The following is a 23,878-nucleotide window of genomic DNA, read 5'->3' as shown; positions in this document are numbered from 1 at the left end:
TTGTGTAGGGACTTACCTGGGGTAATTCTTCGGGCAACTGATGCCCGTATGCATCACTGAACGTGATGCACGCTGACCAATTCCATGGCGCCAGCGAGCGGGAAATCTCCCTCCAGCTCCGCAAGACTGGCCGTCTGCATGGGTTGAGCCTGTTGCGTGCTGCCGTGGACAGCCAGTCCGATCAGCGCACCTACTAAAGGTTGATGGCTGACCAGCAGGACGTTATCGCCCGCGTACATATCCAGATTGACCAGCACCTTGCGCGGATCGCTGTCAGGCGTCAGCCAAGGGACTGTTATTACGCTGTCGCTAAAGCCCAGCGCCTGGCGCACCAGCTCGGCAGTCTGCTGAGCACGAACGTACGGGCTGGCGATGATGAAGCGCAGCGGCTGGCCCAACAGCTGCGCCGCGCTATTCAGGACTTCTTCGCGGCCGTTGACGGTGAGCTCGCGACCAGCATCACTGCGCGCGCGGTTTTGCGCTTCGCCGTGCCGCAAAATCCACACCGTCATAGTTTGGGCTCTTCGTCACGCACAGGTTGCTCAGCGGCAGCGTGCGCAGCGGCAGGTCCAGCTTGCTCAGCGGCAGGCACTGAATGGGGCGCCTCGCCTTCTGGCGGTCGCGGTGTCGGCCAGTCGGCAAAAGGCCAGGGCTTCTGGTCGGTGTGAAACGTACCGAAACGGCCTATTTGCACGAGGAACTGACTCAGGCTATCGCCAAATTGCATCAGGCTCAGGCTCGGGGCGCCGTAGAACAGACGGTAGGCCAGTTGCACCAGAACCACCACGGCGAGCACCAATTCGGCCACCTGCCATACCACGACAAACACCACCATCCAGAGGATGCGCAGCAATATCGACTCGTTTTGCTTGAATCTGGAATCGTTCAAGGGCTTCTCCACACGGATTTATTCAGTTGAAACCGCTGGTCGAAATGAAATCGACATCGGTTTTGGGTTCGGCGCGCATCAGCAGCTCAATCACCTGTTCGAGGGTACGGCCCTCAAAGAGAATCGCATGCAGACCCGCAACCAGTGGCATGTACACCTGAAGCTCCTGAGCCTTCACCTTGAGCACCTTGAGGGTGTTCACGCCTTCCGCGACTTCGCCAAGGCGGGTAACGGCTTCATCGAGGCTCAAACCCTGGCCCAGCGCAAAGCCCACTTGATAGTTACGGCTTTTAGGCGATGAGCAGGTGACGATCAGATCGCCTACCCCTGCCAGCCCCAGGAAGGTCATCGGGTTAGCACCCTGACTGACGGCAAAGCGGGTCATCTCGGCCAGCGCGCGGGTGATGAGCATGCTTTTGGTGTTCTCACCCATGCCCAGCGCCACAGCCATGCCGGCGATGATCGCGTAGACGTTTTTCAGCGCCCCGCCCAGCTCAACGCCAAAACGGTCGGCACTGGCGTACACGCGGAACGTGCGGCCATGCAAAGCAGCCTGCACATTCTGGCAAAGGTCTTCGTCTTCGCTGGCGACCACCGTCGCGGTCAATGCGTGCTCGGCGATTTCGCGTGCAAGGTTTGGCCCCGACAACACACCAATGCGAGACTGCGGGGCGATGTCCTCGAGGATTTCACTCATCAGTTTGAAGGTCTGCGCCTCGATGCCCTTGGTCAGGCTGACGAGCATCTTGCCGTCCAGCAACTGCACGTGCGGCGTGAGCACCGTGCGCAACGCGCTGGAAGGCAGCGCAACAAAGATCAGCTCACAGGCTTCAAGGGTGGCCTGGAGGTCGGTCACCGGCTCGACGCCTTCAAGCACCTTGATACCCTTTAGATAGCGGGGGTTTTCACGGTTGACACGAATCGCCTCGGCTTGCTCAGGGTCGCGCATCCACTGCATGACTCGCTGGCCGTTGGCTGCCAGCAGATTGGCCACAGCGGTACCGAAGCTGCCGCCGCCGAGTACTGCGATAGGTTGCTGCGGGTTCATAAGACAATCCAGTCAGGGCCATCACATCTGGCGATGGCCGCATTATACGGAGCGCTGCGAATGCGACCAGCGGCAAACGCTGCGCGACAGTCATCTCATCCAAAGCCTACGGCGGCCAACGAAAATAACTACAGCTCGGTTAAGATGCCGTGCCTCCATGAAAATTCATGTTGTCTGCCCATCATCTGTCGATACGACATCGCCCCAGGAGAACCGATTCGATGACACTGCGGCGCAGCTGGAACATCAGCACTCGTACGCAAATTCTCAGCCTGGGCCCTGCCCTGTTGTTGACGTTGCTGCTGATCAGTTTCTTCACCGTGGTGCGAATTCAGGACTTGCGTCAGGAGCTCAACCACACCGGTCAGTTGATCGCCAACCAGCTGGCCCCGGCATCTGAATACGGCGTCATCGTCGGCAATAACAGCGTATTGGAAAGCCTGATGAAGGCCACCATGGCAACCCCCCATGTGCGCTTTCTGGAAGTGCAGAACAGCAGTGGTCAGGTGCTGGTCCACGTCGAACAAGTGGGTGACAAGCAAACACCGCCGCGCCAGATCGAGGTGTTTCAGTCGCCGATTCGACTACAACGCTCAAGGCTTGGGAACGCCATAGTGCCCGACGCGGCGGATGCCCGCCCGCTTGAGAATTACCTGGGCCGGGTGCTGGTGGGGATGTCCAGCGAGGCGTTCAACCAGCGTGAGCAGGAAATCCTGCTCAAAGCCGGAATACTCGCGCTCTTCGCCCTGCTGTTCACCTACATGCTGGCGCGTCGTCTGGCACTCAGCCTGTCCGAGCCCATTAGCGCAATGAGTGATGCGGTCAAAGCCATCCAGCAGGGTGACTACACCACGCCGCTGCCGGTGGCCGATGATGCGGAGCTGGGCAACCTCGCCCGCCACATCAACAACCTTGCCTTCGGCCTCGAAAAAGCCAGCCGCGAGCAGAAAAAAGCCATGGACGAGTTGATCAGAACGCGCGAAGAAGCCGAGCGCGCCAACAGCGCCAAGTCGGAGTTTCTGGCCATGATGAGCCACGAGTTGCGCACGCCCATGAACGGCGTTCTTGGCATGCTGCAACTGATGGAAACCACAAAAATGACCGAGGAGCAGACGGAATATGCGGCGCTGGCCACCGAGTCAACCGAGCACTTGCTCCGGGTCATCAACGACATCCTCGACTTCTCTCGCTTCGAGCGCGATGCACTGGAACTGGAAAACATCGCCTTTGGCATGGCCGACCTGATCGCCACCTCGGTTCAGGCCTTTGCACATGACGCCCAGCAGCGCTCTCTGGAGCTGAAACTGCATTCGCAACCGGGCTTTGATCAACTGCGGGTCAAGGGCGATCCGACGCGCATTCGTCAGGTGCTGGTCAATTTGATCGGTAATGCACTCAAATTCACGGAGTTTGGCAGCGTGCGTGTTGATAGCGCATGGAGCCCGTCAGACAGTCACACCATTATGTTCACCTGTGCCGTGCGTGACAGTGGCATCGGTATCTCACCTGACCTGCTTGAATCAATGTTCGACGCCTTTCAGCAGGCAGACAATTCCATCTCGCGTCGGTATGGCGGTACGGGGTTGGGCCTGCCCATTGCGCGCAATCTCGCCGAACGCATGGGCGGCACGTTGACCGCTGAAAGCAACGAGGGTCTGGGTTCGGTCTTTACCCTGAAGATCCCGCTGCAAAGGATGGAAGAGGAAGAAATCGCCACTGAGCCAATGCCGGTCAGCGATCAACAGGCAAGCCGCGATGGCTGTGTGCTGCTGGTAGAGGACAATCCGGTGAACCGCACCGTGGTTGAAGCCATGCTGCGCAGCCTCGGGCTTGAGGTGAGCGTTGCAGGCGACGGCGCGCAGGCAGTGAGCATGGCGAGCAAGGAGAAATTTGCGCTGGTGCTGATGGATTGTCGGTTGCCGGTCATGGATGGATATGAAGCGACACGCCGCATTCGGGCGCTGCCGGGCCTTGAGTCTTTACCGATCATTGCCCTTACCGCAAATGCTCGGCAGGGGGATCGAGAGATATGCTTGCAGGCAGGAATGAACGATTACCTGGCCAAGCCGTTCAAACGTACTGATTTACAGCAGGTTTTACAGCGCTGGCTGACCATTAGGGCATCTGCGACTGGCGATAAATGATAAATTGCGGCAGTCTTGTGTGCCGATTCGACCCACGTGAACGTGTGGACGAAAAATTTCAGTGCACAGGTGTACATTCATTTCGCCCGTGCTGTGACTTTCACTACAACGAAATAGTCTATGAGTAGGCTGCCAGCACCGGGATTACCCGCTGGTCAGATTGGGTAAGCATCGCTACACCCTGCCGCACAGGATTATCGAGGAGCTCGCATGACCAAACAAAACGCCTTTACCCGGGAAGACTTGCTGCGCTGCAGTCGCGGCGAGCTGTTCGGCCCAGGTAACGCGCAACTGCCCGCCCCCAACATGCTGATGGTGGATCGCATCACCCACATCAGTGAAGAAGGCGGCAAGTTCGGCAAAGGTGAATTGGTCGCCGAACTGGATATAACGCCTGACCTGTGGTTTTTCGCCTGTCACTTCGAGGGTGATCCGGTGATGCCAGGTTGCCTTGGCCTTGACGCCATGTGGCAGTTGGTCGGCTTCTTCCTAGGCTGGCAAGGCTTGCCGGGCCGGGGCCGCGCCCTGGGGTCGGGCGAAGTCAAGTTTTTCGGCCAGGTGCTTCCAACCGCCAAGAAAGTCACTTACAACATCCACATCAAACGCGTGCTGCGCGGCAAGCTGAACCTGGCCATCGCCGATGGTTCGGTCAGCGTCGACGGCCGTGAGATCTACACTGCCGAAGGCCTTCGGGTCGGCGTGTTCACTTCCACTGAAAATTTCTAAGGGTATTCGCATGCGCCGCGTCGTTATCACTGGTCTGGGCATTGTTTCCTGCTTGGGCAATGACAAAGACACCGTCTCCGCCAACCTGCGTGCAAGCCGCCCTGGCATCCGATTCAACCCGGAATACGCCGAAAGGGGTTTGCGCAGCCAGGTTTCCGGTTCCATTGACCTTAACCTCGAGGAGCTGATCGATCGTAAGATCTATCGCTTTGTCGGTCACGCTGCGGCCTATGCCTATCTGGCAATGAAAGACGCCATAGCTGACTCGGGCCTTACCGAGGAGCAGGTTTCCAATCCACGCACCGGTCTGGTTGCAGGCTCAGGCGGCGCATCTACGCTGAACCAGATGGAAGCGCTGGACATCCTCCGTGAGAAAGGCGTCAAGCGTGTAGGCCCCTACCGTGTAACGCGCACCATGAGCAGCACGGTGTCAGCGTGCCTGGCCACCCCGTTCAAGATCAAAGGCCTGAACTACTCCATCGCTTCTGCCTGCGCCACCAGTGCTCACTGCATCGGTACGGCCATGGAGCAGATCCAGATGGGCAAGCAAGACATCGTATTCGCCGGTGGTGGTGAAGAAGAGCATTGGAGCCAGTCGTTCCTGTTCGACGCCATGGGCGCACTGTCGAGCAAACGCAACGACACGCCTGAGAAGGCATCGCGTGCCTACGACGCAGACCGTGACGGTTTCGTCATCGCAGGCGGCGGCGGCATGGTCGTGGTCGAGGAGCTGGAGCATGCTCTGGCCCGCGGCGCAAAAATCTACGCAGAGCTGGTGGGTTACGGCGCAACCTCCGACGGTTACGACATGGTCGCGCCAAGCGGCGAAGGCGCCATCCGCTGTATGCAGCAGGCGCTGTCCACCGTTGAAGGCCCAATCGACTACCTGAACACCCACGGCACTTCCACCCCTGTCGGCGACGTCAAGGAAATGGAAGGCGTGCGTGAAGTGTTTGCCGGCAATGCTCCTGCCATCAGCTCCACCAAGAGCCTGTCGGGTCACTCTTTGGGCGCCGCGGGCGTTCACGAAGCGATCTACTGCATGTTGATGATGGAAGGCAACTTCATGGCCGGTTCCGCCAACATCGACGAGCTGGACCCAGCAGTTGCCGACATGCCGATCCTGACCAAAACTCGCGAAAACGCAGAGATCAATCAGGTTATGAGCAACAGCTTCGGCTTCGGCGGCACCAACGCCACGCTGGTCATGAAGCGCTGGACTGGTAAGTAAGTCGAGCTCACGTAACACCTGAAAAGGCGCCTTTCGAGGCGCCTTTTTTTGCTTTGGAGAACACCAATCGTTTGCTGACCTGAGCCCTACTGCAAAGAGCGCGCTCCATGGCTTAAGCTTTGTCCATGCCAGTTTCCCTTCGAGAGCCAAGCCATGCTGACGATTAAACCCCGAGCCGAAGACGTTGAAGGACAGCCTATTCTTCGCCCGCTGCCGAGCGCCAGGTGCCGAAGCGTGGGGCCGTTCGTTTTCTTCGATCACATGCTGGAAACCCAATACCCTGCCGGCAGCGGTATGGATGTAGGCCAGCACCCTCACATTGGTTTGTCGACGCTGACCTACTTGTTCGAGGGACACATCCAGCACAAGGACAGCCTGGGCAGCGACCAACATGTTCGCCCGGGAGAAGTCAGCTGGATGACGGCCGGGCGTGCGATCGCACACGTCGAGCGCACGCCTGACACTCTGCTGCACAGCGGCTCGCGATTGCACGGCCTGCAAGTCTGGTTGGCGTCACCCAGGGCTCATGAGCAAGGAGACGGTCACTACAGCCATTACCCGGCGGACGAACTGCCAGTCAGCGACAACATGGGCATCAGGATTCGTATCATCGCCGGGAATGGTTTCTGCCTGAGCTCGCCCGTTCCCGTGCTATCACCCACCCTTTACGCCGAAGTGACGATGCAGAACGCCACGACACTGCTCATCCCCAATGAATATCAAGAGCGAGCGCTGTACGTGATTGAAGGCCAGATGATGCTCAATGGCGTACCCGTTGAGCCGCGCACATTGGTGGTGTTCACGCCCGGTGACGAGCCGACACTGTGTGCGGAAAGTGACAGCCACGCAGTGTTGATTGGCGGTGCGGCGCTGGACGGACCAAGGCGTATGAACTGGAATTTCGTAGCTAGCGATCAGCGACTGATTGATCAGGCCCGTGCCAGGTGGGCTGCAGGTGACTGGCCGACGGTGGCGGGAGAAGTTGAGCGTATAGCATTGCCAGCAGGCCCAAAGCCTAAACCACAGCCTCTGTGAGATGAAACTCAATCTGTAGGAGCGAACTCATTAGCGAGGCGTTATTGCAGCCAGCCTGGTGCATTGGATGCCCCGAAGTCTCGCGAACACGTTCGCTCCTACAGTGGGTGATGCATTTACTGGGCGAACACTTCGTCCAGCAGGTTGTACATCGACTGGAACGCGCGGTCCGAGATCTTTTTGTTGTACATCTGGTTGCCGGGGTTGTTCGCTTCCGGATCGGTGAACGAGTGGTAAGCGCCGCCGTAACTCAGCAACTGCCAATCCACATTCGCAGCATTCATCTCGTCCTCGAACGCTGGCAGCTGCTCTTTGGGCACCAACGGGTCCGAGGCGCCATGCATCACCAGCACCGAACCGTTGATGTTGTTGGCAGCTGCTGGATCAGGCGTATCCAGTGTGCCGTGGAAAGACACCGCAGCCTTCAAGGGCGCGCCGGTGCGAGCCAATTCAAGAGAGCAGCAACCACCGAAGCAGAAGCCGAATGAGGCGAGCTTATCTGTGTCGACGGACGCATCTTTCTGTGCGGTCAGTTGATCCAGTGCGGCCTTCATGCGGGCGTTCAACAGCACGCGATCGTTTTTCAGCGGCATCATGGCCGCCGCTGCTTCGTCGCCATTTTCAGGACGTACGCTCTGGCCGTACAGGTCGGCCAGAAGCACCACATAACCCTTGGCTGCCACATTTTTTGCTATCTGCTCAGCGCCTTCACTGACACCCATCCAGTTGGGTGCCATCACCAAGCCTGGGCTCGCCGCCGCGCCATCAATGAACGCCAGACGGCTCTCATAGCTCACGCCATCAATCTGGTACACCACGGAACGAACAGTAACGTTGCTCATTGCTGACTCCTGCGTTGTGAAAAAAGGGGATCGCAAAACGACAAAACCCGCCGAAGCGGGTTTTGCGTTCACTCGATGTTAAACCGACAGCTCAACCAACAACTTGTTCAGACGGCGCACATAGGCGGCCGGATCTTTAAGGCTATCGCCCGCTGCCAGAGCAGCCTGATCGAACAGGATGTGCGACAGGTCACCGAAGCGCTCTTCGTTCTGCTCGTTGTCGAGCTTTCCAATCAGCGGATGGCTAGGGTTGAACTCGAAGATCGGCTTGGATTCCGGCACCTTTTGACCGCTGGCTTCGAGGATCTGGCGCATTTGCATGCCCAGGTCCTGCTCACCAATGGCCAGAATGGCGGGGGAATCGGTGAGGCGGTGAGAAACCCGTACTTCACTGACAGCTTCGCCCAGCGCGGCTTTCAAGCGCTCGATAAGACCTTCCTTATCCTTGGCCACTTCCTCTTGAGCTTTCTTGTCTTCCTCGGAATCAAGTTTGCCCAGGTCCAGGTCACCCCGCGCCACATCGACAAAACCCTTGGCGTCGAAGTCGGTGATGTAGCTCATCAGCCACTCATCGATGCGATCAGTCAACAGCAGCACTTCGATGCCTTTCTTGCGGAAGACCTCCAGGTGCGGGCTGTTTTTGACCTGGGCGTAGCTTTCGCCGGTCAGGAAGTAAATCTTGTCCTGACCTTCCTTGGCGCGAGCCAGGTATTCAGCCAAGGATACGCTCTGCTCGCCATCCTCACTTGCGGTTGAAGCGAAACGCAGCAGACCGGCGATTTTTTCCTTGTTGGCGAAGTCTTCAGCCGGACCTTCCTTCATGACCTGGCCGAAGTTTTTCCAGAAGCCTTTGTATTGCTCAGGCTCGTTCTTCGCGAGTTTTTCCAGCATGTCGAGCACGCGCTTGGTCAGTGCTGACTTCATCGAATCGATGATCGGGTCTTTCTGCAGGATTTCACGGGAAACGTTCAGCGACAGATCGTTGGAGTCCACCACGCCTTTGATGAAGCGCAGGTACAGGGGCAAGAATGATTCAGCCTGATCCATCACGAATACGCGCTGTACGTAGAGCTTCAGGCCGCGCGGCGCTTCACGCTGATACAGATCGAACGGAGCACGAGCCGGCACATACAACAGCGAGTTGTATTCCAGCTTGCCTTCGACCTTATTGTGGCTCCAGCTCAGCGGGTTTTCAAAATCGTGGGCAACGTGCTTGTAGAACTCCTGGTATTCCTCGCCCTTCACTTCAGTGCGAGGGCGAGTCCAGAGTGCGCTCGCGCGGTTGACGGTTTCCCACTCAACGGCCGGAGCAGCCTCGCCTTCAGCGGCGGCCTGCTCTTTAGGCACCTCGATCGGCAATGCGATGTGGTCGGAGTACTTCTTGATAATGTTGCGCAAACGGTAGCCGTCAGCAAACTCGGTCTCGGCGGGCTTCAGGTGCAGCACGATACGGGTACCGCGATCGGCCTTCTCGACGGTGGCGATTTCAAACTCACCTTCGCCTTTGGAGGACCAATGCACGCCTTCGCTGGCATCGAGGCCGGCACGACGGCTGTAGACGTCAACTTGATCCGCAACGATGAACGCGGAATAGAAACCGACACCAAACTGACCGATCAGGTGCGAATCTTTTTTCTGATCGCCAGACAGATGCTTCATGAAATCGGCCGTGCCTGACTTCGCGATAGTACCCAGATGGGTGACAGCGTCGTCTCGGCTCATGCCGATGCCATTGTCTTCGAGCGTAACGGTATTGGCGTCCTTATCGAAGCTGACACGAATCTTCAGCTCGGCCCCGCCTTCAAGGAGGTCCGACGTGGACAACGCTTCAAAACGCAATTTATCGACAGCGTCAGAGGCGTTCGAGATCAATTCGCGGAGAAAAATCTCCTTGTTCGAATACAGCGAATGGATCATGAGGTGCAGCAGTTGCTTTACCTCGGTCTGGAAGCCCAGGGTTTCCTTTTGAGTTTCCACACTCATGGTCATCAAACTCCGATCAGATGGCATTAGGCACCAGCTCAGTTCAAAACCTGAGCGTGGCAGCGGGTTGTCATCAAAATGGGGGCTAGGACGAGGATTTCAAGAGGCGGTAAAAACAGCAAAGGGCAATCTTCTGGTTCGTTACGCGCTCCTGAAGAAAATACCGATGCTCAACACTGGCATTTATTCTACGAAAATGTGCAACGGACGGCACAGCACACGTGGACTTCAAAGTGGCTGAAACATTATTTATTAAAGATCCAGGCACACGGAACTTAATTTATCGACCCACGCTCGAAAGGCTCGTAGATATTCAATAAGGAGAAACACCCCATGCGTAAATCTTTAGCTATCGCCCTGATGCTTTCTGCCACCCTCGGTCTCGCTGCCTGCGATAAAAAATCCGAAGACAAACAACAGGATGCAAACAAGGCTGCTCAGCAGTCGCAAGAGTCCATGCAAAAAGCCCAGGACAAAGTGAACGACGCTGCCAAAGAAAGTCAGGAAGCGGCTCAGAAAAATGCCGAAGCTGCGCAAGAGCGCGCTAAAGAGGCTAACCAGTAAGCGCCTGCACCCACTAAGCAGTAAGTACTCAAGTTTCAAAACAATAAAGCCCGCTGATTGCGGGCTTTGTTGTTTCCGGCAAGTGGCGAGCGCTGTTTACCCTCGCCCTCCCCTCAGGCCAACGCCCCGTTGCGCTTTCCCAGCACCCGATCCACGACAATCGCAGCAAACAGGGTAATCAACGCCGGCACCAGCCACGCCAGCCCTTGGTCGCTTAGCGGCAGATGCACGAACATCGCTGGCAGGTAATCGCTGAAACCTGCGCCCTTGAACGCGTCGACCATCCCGAAGATCAGGGAAACCAGCATGACCGGTGCAACGATGCGGCTCTGCTCATGCCAGAAATCCTTGCAGAAGCTCAGCGCTACCAGGGCGATGCACGGCGGATAGATGGCGGTCAGGACCGGGATGGAAAACTGGATAAGGTTGGTCAACCCCAGGTTGGAAACGAGCAGCGAGAACGCTGCCAGCATGATCACCAGGGTCTTATAGGACAAGGGGAGCACGCGGCTGAAGTATTCAGCACAGGCGCAGGTGAGCCCGACCGCAGTGACCAGACAGGCCAGCGAAATCAAAACGGCGAGAAAACCACTGCCCAGTGACCCGAAGGTGTGTTGCACGTAAGCATGCAGGACTGCAGCGCCATTGCTTGCACCGGCGGCAACCGCGTGACTACCGGCACCCAGGCGAAACAGACTGATGTACACCAGCGCCAGCCCCACGCCAGCGATGAGTCCGGCAATGATCGCGTAACGCGTGATCAAACGAGGTGAGTCGACACCGCGTGAACGGATCGCATTGACGATAACGATGCCGAAAACAAGAGCGCCCAAGGTGTCCATGGTCAGGTAGCCGTTGATGAACCCTTGCGAGAACGGCGCGGACATATAGGCAGGCTCGGCGGAGCCAATGTCACCCGCCGGCAATGCGAACGCCGCGATACCAAGGACTGCCAGTGCAATTATCTTCAGAGGTGCGAGGAAACGCCCTACCGTATCCAGAAGACGACCTGGATACAGCGACACCCAGAACACCAATAAAAAATAAACCAGGCTGTAGAGAAACAGAGCCAGCGGGCTTTCACCGGTCAGCGGCGCCAGTCCAACTTCAAAAGAAACGGTCGCCGTGCGCGGCGTCGCGAACAACGGCCCGACCGCCAGATAGGCAACGGCTGCGAGCACACCACCCGCTACCTTGCCAATCGGACTGCTCAGCGCGTCCATTGCGCCACCGACCTTGGCCAGTGCGATGACCGTCACTACCGGCAGGCCCACCGCTGTCACCAGAAAGCCCAACGCCGCCATCCACACGTGCGGTCCGGCCTGCAAGCCAACGATAGGGGGAAATATGATGTTGCCGGCGCCCACGAACAAGGCGAATGTCATGAAACCTAATGCCAGGATGTCCTGACCTTTCAAAACTTTCATCAAAGAAACCACACTGCTGAATCGGAATTAAGAGGAGGATTTCCCTGAGGATGGGGGAAATGCTGCCGGTCCTTTTAGGAGCGGCCCGTCGCGCAATACGGGTCCTTGTGGGACAGGCGTTGCAAAATGGCGGCTAGCCTACCTTATTTTCCGCACCGATACAGGGCGTGACGACCGATGCCTGCACGTTCGCGTCGCATCTCGGACATCTCCTACAAATCTACCGCGGCCTGTAGGAGCTAACTTGTTGGCGAGGGGCAGTTCGCAGCGCCAGATCGATTGCTTCGCGAACAAGTTCGCTCCTAAATATATATGGGAGCGGGGATGACCGCGAAGCCAGCGCATCAGAAACACAAAAGCCACCCGAAGGTGGCTTCTGTCGATCAAGCAGTGTTCAGAGGGCGATTAAGCCTTCTTCACTTCCCAACCAGTCAGCTCAGCCAAAGCTTTGCCGATGTCTGCCAGCGAACGCACGGTTTTAACGCCTGCGTCTTCCAGTGCTGCGAACTTCTCGTCTGCAGTACCTTTGCCACCAGAGATGATTGCGCCAGCATGGCCCATGCGTTTGCCCGCAGGGGCAGTCACACCAGCAATGTAGGAAACAACCGGCTTGGTCACGTGTGCCTTGATGTAGGCAGCCGCTTCTTCTTCAGCCGAACCGCCGATCTCGCCGATCATGACGATCGCTTCGGTCTTCGGGTCTTCCTGGAACAGCTTCAGGATGTCGATGAAGTTCGAGCCTGGAATCGGGTCACCACCGATACCAACGCAAGTAGACTGACCGAAACCGGCGTCAGTGGTCTGCTTCACAGCTTCGTAAGTCAGGGTGCCGGAACGCGACACGATACCGACTTTGCCTGGCAAGTGAATGTGACCTGGCATGATGCCGATCTTGCATTCGCCCGGTGTGATCACGCCTGGGCAGTTAGGCCCGATCAGGACAACACCCAGCTCGTCGCACTTGACCTTGGCATCCAGCATATCCAGGGTAGGAATGCCTTCAGTGATGCAGACGATCAGCTTGATGCCGGCGAATGCTGCTTCCAGGATCGAGTCTTTGCAGAAAGGAGCAGGAACGTAGATAACCGAAGCAGTTGCGCCGGTCTTTTCAACAGCTTCGCTCACAGTGTTGAACACTGGCAGGTTCAGGTGCGTGGTGCCGCCTTTGCCTGGAGTCACGCCGCCAACCATCTTAGTGCCGTAGGCAATGGCTTGCTCGGAGTGGAAAGTACCTTGCGAACCAGTGAAACCCTGGCAGATAACTTTGGTGTCTTTGTTGATCAGGACGCTCATTATTTGCCCTCCGCAGCTTTGACGACTTGTTGAGCAGCGTCGGTCAGGCTGGTAGCTGCGATGATGTTCAAGCCGCTTTCTGCCAGTACTTTAGCGCCCAGCTCAGCGTTGTTGCCTTCAAGACGCACAACGACCGGGATTTTAACACCTACTTCTTTCACTGCGCCGATGATGCCTTCAGCAATCATGTCGCAACGAACGATACCGCCGAAGATGTTGACCAGAACGGCTGCAACATTGCTGTCGGACAGGATGATCTTGAACGCTTCGGTAACGCGTTCTTTGGTAGCGCCACCGCCAACGTCGAGGAAGTTGGCCGGTTTGCCACCGTGCAGATTGACGATATCCATGGTACCCATGGCCAGGCCAGCACCGTTGACCATGCAGCCGATGTTGCCTTCCAGTGCCACGTAGTTCAGTTCGAACTTGGCAGCATGGGCTTCACGCGGGTCATCTTGCGATGGGTCGTGGAAAGCCTTCAGCTTTGGCTGACGGTACATAGCGTTGGCATCGATGTTGATCTTGGCGTCGAGGCAATGCAGATCGCCATCAGCCTTGATAACCAGCGGGTTCACTTCCAGCAGAGCCAGGTCATGGTCCTGGAACAGTTTGGCCAGACCGGTGAAGATCTTGGCGAACTGAGTGACCTGCTTGCCTTCCAGACCCAGCTGGAAAGCCAGATCGCGACCCTGGAATGGCTGAGCGCCAACCAGTGGATCGATAGTAGCCTTGAGAATCTTCTCAGGAGTGTCGTGAGCGATCTTCTCGATGTCCACGCCACCTTCGGTGGAAGCCATGAAAACGATACGACGGCTAGAACGATCGACTACAGCGCCCAGGTACAGCTCTTTGGCGATGTCAGTGCAGGATTCAACCAGGATCTTGGTGACGGGTTGACCGGCGGCGTCAGTCTGGTAAGTCACCAGACGCTTGCCCAGCCACTGCTGTGCGAACGCAGCTGCGTCTTCTTTGCTGCGAACCAGCTTAACGCCGCCCGCTTTACCGCGGCCACCGGCGTGAACCTGTGCCTTGACGACCCATTCGGTGCCGCCAATCTTGTCGCAAGCGTCTGCTGCTGCTTCCGGGGTGTCGACTGCGTAGCCTTTGGATACTGGCAGGCCGTACTCAGCGAACAGCTGCTTACCCTGATACTCGTGAAGATTCATGCTTATTACCGTCTTCGTTAGGTACTGCGCATTCGGTGCTGCGCGTCGAAACGTGCCGCACCACCTGTGACCGCTACTCTCGACTACACTGCCGATCGCAGCTTTGCGTTCTGCAGCGTGCCGAAGGGTCGAGTCCAACGGACTTTCCGCGGTGAACCCTGCTTGCAAGGCTCACGACGGGCCGCCCGTTGTGGTTTCTTTTTGTCTTAGCGTTTTTTCTTGTTCTGGATGTGGATGGCGCCGCCATTCACTGCCAGAGCTGCTTCGTGCAACGCTTCGGACAACGTCGGGTGGGAGAAGACCATCATGCCGATGTCTTCGGCACTGGTGCCGAACTCCATACCGATCGCGCCTTGCTGAACCAGTTCTGCTGCGCCCGGACCAATCACGTGAACACCCAGTACGCGATCTGTCTTGGCATCAGCGATGACTTTGACGAAACCGCCTGTGTCATTTGCAGCCATTGCACGGCCACTTGCCGCGAACGGGAAGCTGCCGACATTAACTTCAACGCCTTCGGCCTTCAAGGTCTGCTCGGTTTTGCCAACCCATGCGATTTCCGGGTGGGTGTAAATAACCGAAGGGACCAGGTCGTAGTTCAACTGGGTCTTGTGACCCTTGATGCGCTCGACAACCATGATGCCTTCTTCAGATGCCTTGTGCGCCAGCATCAGACCGCGCACCACGTCGCCAATGGCGTAGACACCCGGCACGCTGGTTTCGCATTGATCATTAACGAAGATAAAGCCGCGCTCGTCGATGTCCACGCCGCTGTCCGAAGCCAGCAGATCGGTGGTCACAGGACGACGGCCAACGGCCACGATGACGCGATCAAACGTGATGTTCTGCTCGCCATCCTTGTCGGTGTAAGTCACGACGACTTCGTCACCGTTGACTTTGGAACCGGTAACGCGAGCGCCCAGTTTGATGTCCAGACCTTGCTTGGCGAAGGTCTTGTGCGCTTCTTTGGCAACGGCTTCATCAGCAGCAGGCAGGAACTTCTCCAGCGCTTCCAGAACGGTAACCTTAGAGCCCAGACGAGCCCAGACCGAACCAAGCTCCAGACCGATCACACCGGCACCGATCACGCACAGGCGCTCAGGCACGGCCGGGAATTCCAGCGCGCCTGTAGAATCAACGATGGTTTTCTGGTCGACCGGAGCAGGCGGAATGTCGATAGGACGCGAGCCGGAAGCCAGGATCACGTGATCGGCCTCAATGATCTCAACAGTGCCATCAACGCCGGTCAGCTCGACTTTCTTTCCAGCCAGCAGCTTGCCGTGGCCTTGCAGCGAGGTCACGCCGTTAGCTTTGAACAGGCTGGCAACGCCGCCGGTCAGGCCTTTGACGATCTGCGCCTTGCGGCCAATCATGGCGGCGATGTCCATCTTCAGTTCAGAAGTGGAAATACCGTGAACAGCAAAGCCGTTTTTGGCTTCGTAGAATTTCCAGGAGCTGTCCAGCAGCGCCTTGGATGGAATGCAGCCGACGTTCAGGCAAGTACCGCCCAGGGCCAGTTTGCCCTCCTTGTCCTGATATTTCTCGATGCAGGCAGTCTTGAGACCAAGTTGCGCAGCTTTGATAGCGGCAACATAACCGCCAGGGCCTGCGCCAATCACTACCACGTCGAATTTCTGGGACATAACAAAGAGTTCCTCTTTAGCTGCGAGCTTCAAGCCACAAGCTGCAAGCTGATCCGTGATGCTTTACAGACGAGTTGCAGCCTGCTCATTAGGATGTTGCGACGGCCCAAGCACCGGCGCCAGGCTGCTTTTACTTGCAGCTTGGCGCTCGCGGCTTGCAGCTGCCCTTGAATCAGATGTCCAGCAACAGACGAGCCGGATCTTCCAGCAGGTTCTTGATGGTCACCAGGAACGTCACGGCTTCTTTACCGTCGATCAAACGGTGATCGTAGGACAGAGCCAGGTACATCATCGGACGAATCACAACCTGGCCGTTGATCGCCATCGGACGCTGCAGAATGTTGTGCATACCCAGAATGGCCGCTTGTGGCGGGTTAACGATCGGGGTCGACATCATCGAACCGAAGGTACCACCGTTAGTGATGGTGAACGTGCCACCGGTCATCTCGTCGATGGACAGCTTGCCGTCACGGGCTTTCTTGCCGTAGGCCGCGATCCCGCCTTCGATTTCAGCCAGGCTCATCTGCTCGGCGTTACGCAGAACCGGCACTACCAGTCCACGATCGCTGGATACCGCAACACCGACGTCGGCATAACCGTGGTAGACGATGTCGGAACCGTCGATCGATGCGTTGACAGCCGGGAAGCGCTTCAACGCCTCGGTGGCGGCCTTGACGAAGAAAGACATGAAGCCAAGACGAACACCGTTGTGGGACTTCTCGAACAGGTCCTTGTACTTCGAACGCAGTGCCATGACTTCAGTCATGTCGACTTCGTTGAAAGTCGTCAGCATCGCCATGTTCGACTGTGCTTCAACCAGACGCTTGGCAACGGTGGCACGTACGCGGGTCATCGGTACCCGCTTCTCGGTGCGCTCGCCAGCAGCAACAACCGGAGCAGCAGCGGCAGCAGGCTTGGCGGCCGGTGCAGCGGCGGGTGCAGATTTCTTCGCTTCAACCGCGGCGACAATGTCTTCCTTGGTGACGCGACCGTCTTTGCCGGTGCCTTTCACGCTGGCCAGGTTGATGCCGTTTTCTTCGGCCAGCTTGCGAGCAGCCGGACCGCCGATGGCGTCATCATCAGTAGCGGAAGCAGCCTGAACTGGGGAAGCAGCAGGCGCCGAAGCCGCAGGTGCCGCAGCGGCAGCGGCAGCGGCAGCCGGAGCGGCCGACGCAGTGCCGCCCGCGTCCAGGGTTGCAATCAGTTCATTGGAGAGAACGGTTTCGCCCTCGCCTTTTACGATCGATGCCAGTACGCCGTCGGCTTCGGCCAGAACTTCGAGGACCACTTTGTCAGTCTCGATGTCGACCAGCAGCTCATCACGTTTTACCGCTTCGCCCGGCTGCTTGTGCCATTTGGAAATGGTGCCGTCGGCAACAGATTCCGGGAAAGACGGGGCTTTGATCTCAATAGCCATTGTTCAAAATTCCTTAATTCGGTTTCAAATGCGCGAAAGCGTTAAACAGTAAACGCGTCTTTCAGCAGTTTTTCCTGCTGCTCGGCGTGCATCGATGCGTAACCACAAGCAGGGGCAGCAGAGGCGTCACGACCGGCATACTCGAGCACGAGATTGCGATTGTGGTTGCCGATGCTACGGCGCAAGTGATGCTGACTGCTGTACCAGGCGCCCTGGTTCATCGGTTCTTCCTGACACCAGACGACATTCGTCAGATTGGTGTACGACGCAATCGCGTCCATCAGGTCGTCTTCCGGGAACGGGTAGAGTTGTTCGATACGCACGACGGCGATATCTTCACGGCCTTCGGCACGACGTTTTTCCAGAAGGTCGTAGTAAACCTTGCCACTGCACATCACAAGACGGGTCACTTTGGCGGCATCAAGGGTATCGATTTCCGGAATGACCGTCTGGAAGGAGCCGTGAGCCAGGTCTTCAAGCGTCGAGATGGCCAGCTTGTGGCGCAGCAGCGACTTGGGCGTCAGCACGATCAACGGCTTACGCAGCGGACGGATCACTTGACGGCGCAGCAAATGGTAGATCTGAGCCGGAGTGGTGGGTACGCAAACCTGAATGTTGTGCTCGGCGCAGCCCTGCAAGTAACGCTCAAGCCGTGCAGAGGAGTGCTCCGGCCCCTGCCCTTCATAACCGTGCGGCAGCAACATGGTCAGACCGCACAAACGGCCCCACTTGTGTTCGCCACTGGTGATGAACTGGTCGATCACAACCTGAGCGCCGTTGGCGAAGTCACCGAACTGGGCTTCCCAGATGACCAGCGCGCTTGGCTGAGTGGTCGAATAGCCGTATTCGAACGCCAGCACGGCTTCTTCCGACAGGAAGGAATCGTACAAATCGAAGCGCGGCTGACCGGAATACAGGTTCTGCAGAGGGATGTAAGTACTTGCATCCTTCTGGTTGTGCAGCACGGCGTGACGGTGCGAGAACGTGCCACGACCAACGTCCTGACCCGTGAGACGCACCTGGTGGCCTTCGAACGCCAAGGTCGCGTACGCCATGGTTTCAGCGTAACCCCAGTTGATCGGCAGGCCGCCCTGTTGCATTTTCTGACGGTCTTCGTAGATCTTCTGAACCTGACGCTGAACTACAAAACCTTCTGGCAATTCCATCAGCTTGGCTGACAGCTCCTGCAGGGTCTTGAGGTCAAAGCTTGTGTCGTGACGCGCAGTCCAGGCGTGGCCCAGATAAGGACGCCAGTCGACGAACAGCTCTTTGTTGGGCTCTTTAACCAGACTTTTGACGACGTGCATGCCATTGTCGAGCGCGTTGCGGTACTCGTCGACTTTGGCTTGTGCAGCTGCGGCATCGAGAATGCCGGCGTTGGCCAGAAACTCGGCGTACAGCTCACGTGTGGTGCGCTGCTTGGCGATCTGCTGGTACATCAACGGCTGGGTGCCGCTTGGTTCGTCAGCTTCGTTATGACCGCGACGGCGGTAGCAAACGAGGTCGATCACAACGTCACGCTTGAACTGCATGCGGTAGTCGATGGCCAACTGAGTGACGAACACAACCGCTTCTGGGTCATCGCCATTCACGTGAAGGATTGGCGCCTGGATCATCTTTGCAACGTCGGTCGCGTACTCGGTAGAACGCGAGTCTTCCTGGTTGCTGATGGTGAAACCAACCTGGTTGTTGATCACGATGTGAATCGTGCCACCGGTCTTGAAGCCGCGAGTCTGCGACATCTGGAAGGTTTCAAGCACAACGCCCTGACCTGCGAACGCGGCATCGCCGTGCAGCGAGATAGGCAGTACTTTTTCACCGGTGACATCGTTGCGACGATCCTGGCGTGCGCGGACCGACCCTTCTACCACCGGAGAAACAATCTCCAGGTGAGACGGGTTGAAAGCCATCGCCAAGTGAACTTCGCCACCCGTTGTCATCACGTTCGAGGAGAAGCCCTGGTGGTATTTGACGTCACCGGAACCTAGCTCGACCTTTTTCTTGCCTTCGAACTCGTCGAACAACTCACGAGGGTTTTTACCGAAGGTATTGACCAAAACGTTGAGGCGGCCACGGTGAGCCATGCCGATGACGATTTCCTTGGTCCCGTACGAGCCGGAACGCTGAATCAATTCATCGAGCATAGGAATGAGGCTCTCGCCGCCTTCCAGACCAAAACGCTTGGTGCCGGGGTATTTGGTGCCCAGGTATTTTTCCAGACCCTCAGCCGCGGTGACGCGCTCGAGCAGATGGCTCTGAATGTCGGCGGAGAATGCTGGACGACCGCGCACGCTTTCGAGGCGCTGCATAAACCAGTTGCGCTGGGTGGAATCGACGATATGCGTAAACTCGGCACCGATGGTGCGGCAATATGTCTTCTGCAAGGCGTCAACGATTTCGCGTAGGCTCGCTTCCTCCTTGCCGATATACAGGTCGCCGGCACGGAATGTGGTGTCGAGGTCAGCGTCGGTCAAACCGTAGTGGTTGATCGACAGGTCAGCTGGCGCAGTGCGCTTCCACAAACCCAGAGGATCGAGTTGCGCACCCTGATGGCCGCGCATACGGAACGCCTGGATAAGCCGCAGTACTTCAACTTGCTTCTTCTCGTGCTCGCTGCTCACGCTGCCGGCAGATACCGGTTGAGCGCGGCGCTGGTTTTTACCCAGCAACACGAAATGATCGCGAATCGTCGAATGCGATACATCGGTGGCAGTGCTGCCGTCAGCTGGCAGCTTCTGAAAGTAGGTGCGCCACTCTTCTGGCACAGCGTTAGGGTCGTGCAGGTAGAGCTCATAAAGCTCTTCCACATAGGCAGCGTTACCACCGGATAGGTGGGCACTGTTCCACATGCGCTGCATCACGCTTTCTTGCATGCTTGGTCACCCTCGGTAAGGGGACACCACCGGCGACGAAACCGCAGCGAGCTTGAAATAGTCCATTTGCAGCGACTGTAACAAGCCACCAGGGATCACGCAGATAGTCCGGGTACCAGCCCGGATGCCCCTGCTGGTCTCATTTCTTCAAAATAAGAGCCGCAGCCACAGCAGCTGCTGCTCAGGTTAAAACTACGGCGCCGGTTGAAGCCTGCGCCGCAGCGGTTACGGGTAAAGCGTTTGCAGATACATCTATGTACGGGTGTAACGAACTCAGACGCCGTTGGACAGCAGCATGCTGCGAACGTGACCGATTGCCTTTGTCGGGTTGAGGCCTTTAGGGCAAACGTTCACGCAGTTCATGATCCCGCGGCAGCGGAATACGCTGAACGGATCATCCAGTGATGCAAGGCGCTCTGCGGTTTTGGTATCACGGCTGTCTGCCAGGAAACGGTACGCCTGCAACAGCGCGGCCGGACCGAGGAACTTGTCGGGGTTCCACCAGAAGGACGGGCACGACGTAGAGCAGCAAGCGCACAGGATGCACTCGTACAGGCCGTCCAGCTTTTCACGCTCTTCCGGAGACTGAAGACGCTCAATGGCCGGAGCCGGCGTATCGTTCAACAGGAACGGCTTCACCTTCTCGTACTGCTTGTAGAAGATGCTCATATCGACGACCAGGTCACGGATGACCGGCAAGCCAGGCAGCGGACGAACCACCAGCTTGTTGCCTTTGATCACAGCCGAGAGAGGCGTGATGCACGCCAGGCCGTTTTTACCGTTGATGTTCATGCCATCGGAGCCGCAAACACCCTCACGGCAAGAGCGACGATAGGAGAAGCCCTCGTCCTGCTCTTTGATCAGCGCAAGCACATCCAGCACCATCAGGTCTTTACCGTTGGTATTGACCTGAAACTCCTGCATGAACGGCGCAGCGTCTTGATCCGGGTTGTAGCGATAAACACTGACTTGCAACATATCGGCCACCCTTAGTAAGTACGAATCATGGGTTCGAAAGTCGGAACAGTCTTCGGTGAGAAGTTCACAGCACGCTTGGCTACACGCTTGTCACCCGGGAAATAAAGGGTGTGGCAGAGCCAGTTCACGTCGTCACGGTCCTCGAAGTCTTCACGGGCATGAGCGCCACGGGATTCCTTGCGATTTTCTGCGGCGATAGCTGTGGCTTCCGCCACTTCCAGCAGGTTTTGCAGTTCAAGCGCTTCGATCCGGGCAGTGTTGAACGCCTGGCTCTTGTCGTTGATCTTGACGTTGGCGATACGCTGACGCAGGTCGTCGAGCTGGGCGATACCCTTCTGCATGTATTCGCCTGTGCGGAATACACCGAAGTAGTTCTGCATGCAGCTCTGCAACTCTTTGCGCAGGGTCGCAACGTCTTCGCCATCGGTACGGTTGTTCAGGCTGCTGAGGCGGGCCAGCGCAACGTCGATGTCGGTTTCGGAGGCGCGACGGTAGTCGATACCTTCGTTGAGTGCCTGCTCCAGATGCAGACCGGCGGCACGACCAAAGACCACCAGGTCGAGCAACGAGTTACCGCCCAGACGGTTGGCGCCGTGAACCGATACGCAGGCCACTTCACCAACCGCAAACAGGCCAGGGATAATGGCGTCGACGCCCGCGGCGTCCTGAGTGATAGCCTGACCATGGATGTTGGTGGCGACGCCGCCCATCATGTAGTGGCAGGTCGGAACGACAGGGATCGGCGCAACGGCCGGATCGACGTGAGCGAATGTCTTGGACAGCTCCATGATCCCCGGGAGGCGACTGTGAAGCACTTCCTCGCCAAGGTGGTCGAGCTTGAGCATTACGTGATCGCCATCGGGGCCACAGCCGTTACCGGCAATGATCTCTTTGACCATCGAACGCGCTACCACATCGCGACCGGCAAGGTCTTTCGCGTTCGGAGCGTAACGCTCCATGAAACGCTCGCCGTGCTTGTTGATCAGATAGCCGCCTTCACCACGGCAACCTTCTGTGACCAGTACACCTGCGCCGGCGATGCCGGTCGGGTGGAATTGCCACATCTCGATGTCCTGAACCGGAACACCTGCGCGCAGCGCCATGCCAACGCCGTCGCCGGTGTTGATCAGAGCATTGGTAGTAGAGGAGTAGATACGGCCAGCGCCACCGGTTGCCAGTACCGTTGCATTAGCGCGAATGTAGGAGGTCTCGCCCGTTTCGATGCAGATTGCAATGATCCCGACGAATGCGCCGTCCTGGTTCTTGACCAGATCGACCGCGTAGTACTCGTTGAGAAAAACAGTGCCGGCTTTGAGGTTGGCCTGGTACAGCGTGTGCAACAGAGCATGACCGGTACGGTCGGCAGCAGCGCATGTACGCGCGGCCTGACCGCCCTTGCCGAAGTCTTTCGACTGACCGCCGAACGGACGCTGATAGATGCGGCCTTGCTCGGTGCGCGAGAACGGCAGACCCATGTGCTCAAGCTCGAACACCGCTTCCGGCCCTACGGAACACATGTACTCGATAGCGTCCTGATCGCCGATGTAATCGGAGCCCTTGACGGTGTCGTACATATGCCAGCGCCAATCATCGTTTGGATCGGCAGAAGCGATTGCGCAAGTGATGCCACCCTGCGCGGACACGGTGTGCGAGCGGGTCGGAAACACCTTGGTGACTACGGCAGTCTTGTGGCCGCCCTGAGCCAGCTGCAGTGCGGCGCGCATGCCCGCACCACCGCCGCCAATGATAATCGCGTCGAATGAAAGCGTATTAATGTTAGCCATGAATCAGATACCCCAAAGAATCTGCACACCCCAGACGAAGTACGCGAACATCGTAACGCCGCATACAGCCTGAAAAAGAAAACGCACGGCAGTTGCGGACTTGCCCAGCGCCATCGGCGTCAGGTAGTCAGTCGCAATGGTCCACATGCCGACCCAGGCGTGAGCGCCGAGAGCAACAAGGGCCAGCACACTGAAGATACGCATCCAGTTGCTGGAGAACAGGGCGTGCCAGTGGGCGTAATCAATGCCCGGGTGTGCAACGAGGTATCCGATCAGGAAAATGAAATAGGCCGCGAGCACGACCGCAGATACGCGCTGCGCCATCCAGTCATAAAGGCCCGAACGCGACAGGTTAGTGACGTTGGTTACCATATCCATACTCCTGCCAGAACGATTACCACCAATGAGACGGCGATAACGATTTTGGAGCCCAGCTTGCCGCCTTCCAGCGTCTCGCCAATGCCCGCGTCCATGATCAAGTGACGAATGCCTGCTACAAGGTGATACAGCAGGGCAGACAGCAGGGCCCAGATCACGAGCTTGGCCAGCGGACTGGTCAGCCATGCTTTCACCTGACCGAAGCCCTCTTCCGAGCCCAGCGATACGTCCAGTGCATAAAGCATGATGGCGACGCCGACAAAGAGGATGACTCCGGAAATACGGTGAAGAATGGACGTGTAAGCAGTGACTGGGAGTTTGATGGTCCTTAGGTCTAGGTTTACAGGTCGTTGGCTATTCACGGCTTTTTTTCACACTAAAGAGCCCCTCACAATCAGGGCAAAGTTGTTGGGAAGTGCACTGGTCAGGTACCCACCACCCATAGAGTGACGACCCC

General features: G+C 57.4%; 20 protein-coding genes. 5 read left to right on the top strand and 15 right to left on the bottom strand.

The window, feature by feature from the left end:
• Window positions 1-53 precede the first annotated feature (53 nt).
• The 3 genes from sixA to OYW20_RS11185 form a co-directional block, all read right to left on the bottom strand.
• Window positions 54-512, bottom strand: coding sequence for a phosphohistidine phosphatase SixA (gene sixA, locus OYW20_RS11195; RefSeq protein WP_268800737.1), 459 nt, complete (start codon window positions 510-512; stop codon window positions 54-56).
• Entirely contained in the window at window positions 509-835 is a 327-nt protein-coding gene (locus OYW20_RS11190) for a DUF4389 domain-containing protein (RefSeq protein ID WP_408005510.1), read from the bottom strand. Before OYW20_RS11190 ends, sixA begins: the two co-directional genes overlap by 4 nt.
• A 76-nt stretch (window positions 836-911) precedes the next feature.
• Window positions 912-1,937 carry an NAD(P)H-dependent glycerol-3-phosphate dehydrogenase gene (locus tag OYW20_RS11185; protein WP_268800735.1) on the bottom strand — a complete coding sequence of 342 codons (1,026 nt, stop codon included), beginning with the start codon at window positions 1,935-1,937 and terminating at the stop codon, window positions 912-914.
• Window positions 1,938-2,158: 221 nt separating this feature from the next.
• On the opposite strand from OYW20_RS11185, the gene OYW20_RS11180 reads away from it, so the two are divergent.
• From OYW20_RS11180 to OYW20_RS11165, 4 genes are all read left to right on the top strand, one after another.
• Complete coding sequence (locus OYW20_RS11180) at window positions 2,159-4,081, top strand: response regulator (RefSeq protein WP_268800734.1); 1,923 nt, start codon at window positions 2,159-2,161, stop codon at window positions 4,079-4,081.
• A gap of 210 nt (window positions 4,082-4,291) precedes the next feature.
• Window positions 4,292-4,807 carry a 3-hydroxyacyl-[acyl-carrier-protein] dehydratase FabA gene (gene fabA, locus OYW20_RS11175; RefSeq protein ID WP_268800733.1) on the top strand — a complete coding sequence of 172 codons (516 nt, stop codon included), beginning with the start codon at window positions 4,292-4,294 and terminating at the stop codon, window positions 4,805-4,807.
• Window positions 4,808-4,817: 10 nt separating this feature from the next.
• The gene (gene fabB, locus OYW20_RS11170) at window positions 4,818-6,038 is read left to right on the top strand and encodes a beta-ketoacyl-ACP synthase I (protein ID WP_268800732.1); all 1,221 of its coding nucleotides are present in this window, start codon (window positions 4,818-4,820) and stop codon (window positions 6,036-6,038) included.
• Window positions 6,039-6,191: 153 nt separating this feature from the next.
• Entirely contained in the window at window positions 6,192-7,073 is an 882-nt protein-coding gene (locus OYW20_RS11165; protein WP_268800731.1) for a pirin family protein, read from the top strand.
• 116 nt (window positions 7,074-7,189) lie between these two features.
• Here OYW20_RS11165 and OYW20_RS11160 read toward each other — a convergent pair whose 3' ends face one another.
• On the bottom strand, window positions 7,190-7,915 hold the full coding sequence (locus tag OYW20_RS11160) for a dienelactone hydrolase family protein (RefSeq protein ID WP_268800730.1): 726 nt from the start codon (window positions 7,913-7,915) through the stop codon (window positions 7,190-7,192).
• Window positions 7,916-7,993: 78 nt separating this feature from the next.
• Window positions 7,994-9,898, bottom strand: a complete 1,905-nt coding sequence (htpG, locus tag OYW20_RS11155; RefSeq protein WP_268800729.1) for a molecular chaperone HtpG — start codon at window positions 9,896-9,898, stop codon at window positions 7,994-7,996.
• A 333-nt stretch (window positions 9,899-10,231) separates the two neighbouring features.
• Between htpG and OYW20_RS11150 the strand changes: the two genes are divergently transcribed.
• Window positions 10,232-10,462: a hypothetical protein gene (locus OYW20_RS11150; protein ID WP_268800728.1), complete on the top strand. Its 231-nt coding sequence runs from the start codon at window positions 10,232-10,234 to the stop codon at window positions 10,460-10,462.
• Between the two features lie 113 nt (window positions 10,463-10,575).
• Here OYW20_RS11150 and brnQ read toward each other — a convergent pair whose 3' ends face one another.
• The 10 genes from brnQ to sdhC form a co-directional block, all read right to left on the bottom strand.
• Window positions 10,576-11,889, bottom strand: a complete 1,314-nt coding sequence (gene brnQ / locus OYW20_RS11145) for a branched-chain amino acid transport system II carrier protein (protein WP_268800727.1) — start codon at window positions 11,887-11,889, stop codon at window positions 10,576-10,578.
• A 405-nt stretch (window positions 11,890-12,294) separates the two neighbouring features.
• On the bottom strand, window positions 12,295-13,182 hold the full coding sequence (gene sucD / locus OYW20_RS11140) for a succinate--CoA ligase subunit alpha (RefSeq protein ID WP_265389343.1): 888 nt from the start codon (window positions 13,180-13,182) through the stop codon (window positions 12,295-12,297).
• Entirely contained in the window at window positions 13,182-14,348 is a 1,167-nt protein-coding gene (sucC, locus tag OYW20_RS11135; RefSeq protein ID WP_268800726.1) for an ADP-forming succinate--CoA ligase subunit beta, read from the bottom strand. The genes sucD and sucC overlap by 1 nt, the downstream gene beginning before the upstream one ends.
• Window positions 14,349-14,554: 206 nt before the next feature.
• Window positions 14,555-15,991, bottom strand: coding sequence for a dihydrolipoyl dehydrogenase (gene lpdA / locus OYW20_RS11130; RefSeq protein WP_268800725.1), 1,437 nt, complete (start codon window positions 15,989-15,991; stop codon window positions 14,555-14,557).
• A gap of 172 nt (window positions 15,992-16,163) precedes the next feature.
• Entirely contained in the window at window positions 16,164-17,408 is a 1,245-nt protein-coding gene (gene odhB, locus OYW20_RS11125; RefSeq protein WP_268800724.1) for a 2-oxoglutarate dehydrogenase complex dihydrolipoyllysine-residue succinyltransferase, read from the bottom strand.
• 41 nt (window positions 17,409-17,449) lie between these two features.
• The gene (locus OYW20_RS11120; RefSeq protein ID WP_268800723.1) at window positions 17,450-20,281 is read right to left on the bottom strand and encodes a 2-oxoglutarate dehydrogenase E1 component; all 2,832 of its coding nucleotides are present in this window, start codon (window positions 20,279-20,281) and stop codon (window positions 17,450-17,452) included.
• Window positions 20,282-20,554: 273 nt separating this feature from the next.
• A complete protein-coding gene (locus OYW20_RS11115; RefSeq protein WP_268800722.1) occupies window positions 20,555-21,259 on the bottom strand; it encodes a succinate dehydrogenase iron-sulfur subunit in 705 nt (234 codons plus the stop codon).
• Between the two features lie 11 nt (window positions 21,260-21,270).
• Window positions 21,271-23,043 (bottom strand): succinate dehydrogenase flavoprotein subunit, encoded by a 1,773-nt coding sequence (gene sdhA, locus OYW20_RS11110; RefSeq protein ID WP_268800721.1) that lies wholly within the window; start codon window positions 23,041-23,043, stop codon window positions 21,271-21,273.
• A gap of 3 nt (window positions 23,044-23,046) precedes the next feature.
• The gene (sdhD, locus tag OYW20_RS11105; RefSeq protein WP_268800720.1) at window positions 23,047-23,415 is read right to left on the bottom strand and encodes a succinate dehydrogenase, hydrophobic membrane anchor protein; all 369 of its coding nucleotides are present in this window, start codon (window positions 23,413-23,415) and stop codon (window positions 23,047-23,049) included.
• Window positions 23,409-23,783, bottom strand: a complete 375-nt coding sequence (sdhC, locus tag OYW20_RS11100; RefSeq protein ID WP_268800719.1) for a succinate dehydrogenase, cytochrome b556 subunit — start codon at window positions 23,781-23,783, stop codon at window positions 23,409-23,411. The genes sdhD and sdhC overlap by 7 nt, the downstream gene beginning before the upstream one ends.
• Window positions 23,784-23,878 lie beyond the last annotated feature (95 nt).

The sequence above is a fragment of the Pseudomonas sp. BSw22131 genome, assembly GCF_026810445.1.
In the GTDB taxonomy this organism is placed as follows: Bacteria; Pseudomonadota; Gammaproteobacteria; order Pseudomonadales; family Pseudomonadaceae; genus Aquipseudomonas; species Aquipseudomonas huanghezhanensis.
Note: the sequence above shows the minus strand (reverse complement) of the source record. Positions and strands in the feature narration are given on the sequence as shown.